1 rRNA gene is annotated in these 275 nt (G+C 51.6%); it reads left to right on the plus strand.

What is annotated here, in order from left to right:
* Window positions 1-275: ribosomal RNA gene (locus L21TH_RS00345) — 23S ribosomal RNA — on the plus strand; the annotation flags it as partial.

The raw sequence follows: 275 nt of genomic DNA on the forward strand, positions 1-275 counted from the left end.
AGGTTAAGGACTTTAGGTCTGGAGCCGCAGGGAAACCGAGTCTTAAACGGGCGTTTAGTTGCATGGCGTAGACCCGAAACCGGGTGACCTACCCATGGGCAGGGTGAAGCGGAAGTAAAATTCCGTGGAGGCCCGAACCGTTTGGTGTTAAAAAACCATCGGATGACTTGTGGGTAGCGGTGAAATTCCAATCGAACTCGGATATAGCTGGTTCTCCCCGAAATAGCTTTAGGGCTAGCCTCAAGTTAGTGATGTGGGGGTAGAGCACTGAATGG

It is taken from the genome of Caldisalinibacter kiritimatiensis (genome assembly GCF_000387765.1).
Classification (GTDB): domain Bacteria; phylum Bacillota; class Clostridia; order Tissierellales; family Caldisalinibacteraceae; genus Caldisalinibacter; species Caldisalinibacter kiritimatiensis.